This is a genomic window from Nostoc parmelioides FACHB-3921 (assembly GCF_014696625.1).
GTDB classification, from domain to species: Bacteria; Cyanobacteriota; Cyanobacteriia; order Cyanobacteriales; family Nostocaceae; genus Trichormus; species Trichormus parmelioides.
On the sequence record NZ_JACJQL010000145.1, the window covers coordinates 1 to 5,248 of the forward strand.

Sequence of the window (5,248 nt, forward strand, 5' to 3'; positions counted from 1 at the left end):
CTACTTATCCTCTATACCACCTACTTAGACAGAACCTTGCCGTTAGATATGCCTGCCTTTATCCCTTGCTTAGTATTCTTGTACTATATTTAGATGCGTTTGCCCTGGCTAATTCATTAGTTGGGTAAAGTCCAATTGCAGAAAATTCACCCTGGAGAACTTCTAAATATGCAGCCAAGCTTTTACCATCGCCTGTCATTGCAGTGTTGAACACTACATCAATATTGGGATTGCGTAGTGCTTGTAAGGTTGCGGCTTGATGCCAAGATAGTGACCAATTTTCAGGTATTTGCACCCCATCAGGTGTGAGGACTGTTTGCGAATAGACGGGTTTGAGAGTAATTTTGTAACTTTCGGACATAAACTTAAATAGTGTCCGTAACTGGTTGTTAAAAACTATATTGGCACGCAGAATAGAAGTTGACAAGAGATTATAAGTATAAAGTGTACGGACATTTTCAATGAGTCGCAAAGGTCAGTCTATAACGCTATCGGTATCAGAACGGGATAAAGCTGAGTTAGAAAACTTAGCTTTGGAATTTGGTATGATGTGGGGCGATCGCCCAAATATCTCCAAATTAATAGAAGCGATCGCTCGTCATCATTTAACTATTGGTAAAAATCACGACTGGTCAGAATTGCGTATCCGTGCGCTTGACCGTGCAATGCGAGTATTAGCAGACATTGGACAAAATGAGCAAGCGCAGATAATTGCAAAATTATTACTTGAACGTAGCGAACTACCAATACCTCTACGTACCGACATCGAAAATTTTTTAGGAAACCTACCCCCGCAGTGGCGTTTAGAAATAGACCGTTACATCTTACGCCAGCAGCCGTTTCAACTGAGTTATCAAGATGCTAGACATCACATCTGGAATTTTGCTGTCCGTTACGCCGAAGTTAACCTTCATGAAAAGCGTCAATATCTTGATTGCTGGTGTGAAGAGACTGAGGGTAACTTGGATGTGGCAGAATTACAGCACAATTGGAGTTTGCGTTTAGATAGGATACAAGATGCTGCGGTTTTACCTATTGCTGGTGAGTGGCGTTTGGGGTTAGCAGAGATAGACGTAGAAATACATTTATTAGGTAATTTAGGCTTTGCTTATCAAGCCAAACCAGAAGATATTCTCAATGAATGGCTACCAGATACAAAACGAGTGCGGCGAGTTGTCAGGCGTGTTTCTAGTACCTTTTGGTTTATTCGAGAAATTATGCAATATACCCCTGATTGTGTGATCATAGCGCCTGAAAGTGTGCGCGATCGCCTCAAACAAAAACTCCTCACCCTCTGCCAGTTGTATGACATCGAAACCAGGAGTTAAAAAAACTAGGTTTTTATAAATCTGCGATCGCCTTTTACCCAGGACAATAACCTGGGTAAAGCCCTGGGGTACTAGCGGCGTAAACTCCGAGGATCAAGGGCATCCCTGAGGCCATCACCGAGTAAATTAAAAGCTAAAACTGTCAAAATAATTAACACGGCTGGCGGCCAAATTAACCAAGGTTGCAGCACTAATATAGAAGCATTGCTAGCTAGAGATAGCATATTACCCCAAGATGGGTCTGGTTGTTGAATGCCTAAACCGATGAGACTGAGTATTGCTTCTGAACCAATAAAGCTAGGAACCGCCAAGGTAGCAGAGATAATTACATAAGTAGCAGTTTGCGGCAGAACATGACGCAGAATAATATATATTGGCTTACCACCCATAGCCCTGGCGGCTTGGACAAATTCTCGTTCTTTGATTGATAGCACTTGTCCACGAATTACCCTAGCCAACCCAGCCCAGCTAATTACAGAAGTGATCAAAACTATGAGTAAAAATCGCTGACTGCTAGTTAAACCAGCCGGTAAAACTGCCCCCAAGGTAACTAACAGATAAATACTGGGGAAAGTCATTAGCACTTCTGCAACCCGCATAATAATGCTGTCTGTCCAACCGCCGAAATAGCCGGAAATTCCCCCTATTAGCAAACCGAGGGGAAAGGTAATTACCACCCCAATAATGCCGATAAACATACTAATGCGTCCACCATGTAGGAGGCGGCTGAATTGATCTCGGCCTTGTTCGTCCGTACCTAAGATGTTGAGTTTTGCCCCATTATCTGCACCGAATAAATGCCAATTTAAGGGGATACCAGGGATAATTGTGGTTTCTTCCCACTTGGGCGGTAGGGGTAAACTTAGCTGTAACAGTCGATATTCTGGCCCAGAAACAAAGAAACGCACAGGTGAGGGCTTCTTGTCGTCTACAATGAGTTGGCGATCGCCTGTTTCTAAATCTGTATTGCCTTGTGTTGTGGGATAAACATGGGGGCCGATAAACTTACCTGATGTTTTTGAAACCCAATAAATCTTAGTTGGCGGTAACAGGGAACCATTCGGTTGAGAAGTGTAAGGGTCGTATGGAGCGATAAAATCAGCCGCAATCACCGCCAAATAAAATATTAAAAGTAAAATAGCCCCAAATTGCGCTAAAGGATTTTTCTGAAGTCTTTGCCACCAATTCATAATTTATTTGCCTTTTGTCTGGTGTCAGTGATCAGTGGTCGGTTGTCAATGACCAATGACCAATGACTATCATCTAAGCATGGAGTTGTTCAACTAGGTAGAGATGTTCCTCTTGAGTTCTTTCATGTTCTACCACAAACACATTCGAGTAAAGATTAGCCATAATTTGTTTACCTTGCTGTGTCAGAGATAGATAGCGTAAACCATCTTTAATATAAGGATGAACACCATTCCAGTAAAACTTGGCATAGTTTTTGCGTAAATCGGCTGGTGTTTCATAGCCTAAAACTTTATTGATGCCAGTTTCTTCAAATTCATAGAATAAAGATGTAATTTTTTTCAAATAACGCGGGTCGCTTAATTGCCCAATCAAATCAGCAGCACGCACTAATCCCGCAAAATTAGTTGTTTCTTGATGGTCTTCTGCTGTGGGTACAGGAAAACGAGTCCATTCAATATTGCTTTTAATTACCTCAGCATCTATCAGTTTATGACCGCCAAAACGCTCATCAATAAATAGTTTAGCTCTATCGACATGATAAGGTGTCAGACTAGCATCAGAAGCCCCAGGCGACAGAGAAATCATTCTGCCATTATCACCAGTAGCATATAATCCTGCGTGTTCTTGGTCTTGTCGGCAGACTCCTTTGACATAGCCGATATCATGACACACCAAAGAAATGATAAAGTGTAACCAGTCTTCGCTAGAAACGCCACCTTCGCGGATGTGTTTACCACGCAAAATTTCTTGTCCTACAAGAGTAACTAATACTGAATGTTCAACATTGTGATAAAGAGCATCACTATTGGCAATGTTTTCCAAAGCCATGCTACCAGCCCAAGCTATGATGTCTTGGTAATCATTCTTTAAACAACCATAAGTCCGAGTGTAACCTTCTCGAATTTGGTTCACAAAAGCATCAATTAAAATTTCTGTAGCGTTGAACATATTAGTTACTCAAGTTGGATAGCAATTCCCGCTTTTTTGTTGACAAAGATACATAATCAGGAAATACCCGATTAGAACTGAAGATAATTCAGATTCATCCTTTTTAACTCACGTATTAGTGTATGTGCTAGCTAAATTTATGTTTTTGCTAGAAAATACATGGAGTAGTTATCCCTCTTTTGTTACTACGGGGAAAGTATAATTAGAAAGAAAACCGTAAACAGTAAGTAAGAGGGATGGTTACGCCGCGTAGACAGCCAGTAAGCACAGTGGCATTCATAGATAACTATTGCCAACACTATTATTCATTGTTTGAAGAAGTGAGGCATTTTGAAGCATTCAAATTCTTACATTTGGGCATACTTTCAGAAATTAAGCGAAAAACCCTACCAGAAATAGCTAAAACAGCAGGGTTAAAAGATAGCCAAAAACTACATCATTTTTTGAGAGATGCACTATGGGATGTCAAAAAATTAAGAGAAATTAGACTGTGGTTGATAAAAACGTTGATTGGTGAGAGAGAAATAATTTTATGTATTGACGAAACAGGAGATAAGAAAAAGGGAAAAGCCACAGATTATGTGACTAGTCAATATATTGGAAATTTAGGAAAGACTGAGAATGGAATAGTATCTGTAAATGCTTACGGTATAGTAGATGGGATTACTTATCCCCTAATGTTCCAAATATTTAAACCGAAAAATCGCTTAAAAGAGGGCGATAAATATAAGAGTAAGCCCCAAATAGCGGTAGAGATTATTCAAGAGTTGAAAGCATGGGGTTTCAAAATTAAACTAGTGTTAGCAGATAGCTTATATGGTGAGAGCGGAGATGTAGTTAGATGTTTAGAAAAATTAGAACTAGAGTTTATTGTGGCAATTCGCTCCAATCATGGAGTGTTGATGCCCCCAGGAAGCCGAAAACGTTATAATCGTTGGAAAGCTTATGAGCAAAAGCTTTCACATCGTCAAACTGAAACTCGTTACTTGAGAGAAATTATTTTTGGTAAACGTCGCCGCACTAGATATTACCAAATCAGTAAGATTAATACACCCGAACCTACGGGAGATGAAAGCTGGTATATCATGACTAATTTATCAACTGATTTATCAGTAAATGTTGCACAACTTTATAGCTTAAGAAATTGGATTGAATATGGTTTTAAACAAGTTAAAAATGAACTGGGATGGGCTGATTTTCGCTTAACTGATTATCAAAGTATTGAACGCTGGTGGGAAATCATCTTCAGTGCTTACTTACTCGTTAGCATTCAGGCTACTTACTTTCAGCTTTCTGAGCAATCAAACCTAACATCTACATCATTCGTATTGTCATCAAATGACTCTCATATTTCTCAACATAGTCAAAATTCCCAGTGGGAATCAGGTACAACATGGAAGAGTACCTTGAATAACCTGAGATTAATTATTCAACCATATATTTTTTACTGTTTAATTCAGCCTTGGCTTATAGTATTTAATATTCCTGGTATGAAAAGTGGCTTTTTAAAATTAATCGACTTCATGAATGACTTTCGTGCTTCTCCTGTCAGTTTCCCTCTCGCCAGTTGAATCTCTTGTCGTTTTTTATTTCCCTAAAGTAACAAAAGAGGGATAAGTTGTTAGCCTTAACTGAACTGTATTGGATTATGGGCTGCCTTAGTAGTGTAGCATCCGTGAGAGGTTAAAGTAATTGCACATTTGTCAAGAGGGTGCAGGAAAAGGGGATAGATCCAGCTTGAAGACTGGTTTTCGTAGGGCTTTGACTACGCCTAAATCTTG

4 protein-coding genes and 1 pseudogene are annotated in these 5,248 nt (G+C 39.7%); 2 read left to right on the forward strand and 3 right to left on the reverse strand.

Annotated features, from left to right (window positions below; translation table 11 throughout):
- Positions 1-103 precede the first annotated feature (103 nt).
- A pseudogene (cas3, locus tag H6G14_RS32700) lies at positions 104-361 on the reverse strand (type I-D CRISPR-associated helicase Cas3'); the annotation flags it as partial.
- A gap of 100 nt (positions 362-461) precedes the next feature.
- On the opposite strand from cas3, the gene H6G14_RS32705 reads away from it, so the two are divergent.
- A complete protein-coding gene (locus H6G14_RS32705; protein ID WP_190573102.1) occupies positions 462-1,328 on the forward strand; it encodes a WCX domain-containing protein in 867 nt (288 codons plus the stop codon).
- A gap of 71 nt (positions 1,329-1,399) precedes the next feature.
- Here H6G14_RS32705 and H6G14_RS32710 read toward each other — a convergent pair whose 3' ends face one another.
- Together H6G14_RS32710 and H6G14_RS32715 are read right to left on the reverse strand one after the other, a co-directional pair.
- Positions 1,400-2,518, reverse strand: a complete 1,119-nt coding sequence (locus H6G14_RS32710) for an ABC transporter permease (protein WP_190573103.1) — start codon at positions 2,516-2,518, stop codon at positions 1,400-1,402.
- A gap of 73 nt (positions 2,519-2,591) precedes the next feature.
- Positions 2,592-3,467: an Npun_R2479 family HD domain-containing metalloprotein gene (locus H6G14_RS32715; protein WP_190573105.1), complete on the reverse strand. Its 876-nt coding sequence runs from the start codon at positions 3,465-3,467 to the stop codon at positions 2,592-2,594.
- A gap of 236 nt (positions 3,468-3,703) precedes the next feature.
- Here H6G14_RS32715 and H6G14_RS32720 point away from each other — a divergent pair, with 236 nt between their 5' ends.
- Positions 3,704-5,038: an IS701 family transposase gene (locus H6G14_RS32720; RefSeq protein ID WP_242054353.1), complete on the forward strand. Its 1,335-nt coding sequence runs from the start codon at positions 3,704-3,706 to the stop codon at positions 5,036-5,038.
- Positions 5,039-5,248: the final 210 nt, after the last annotated feature.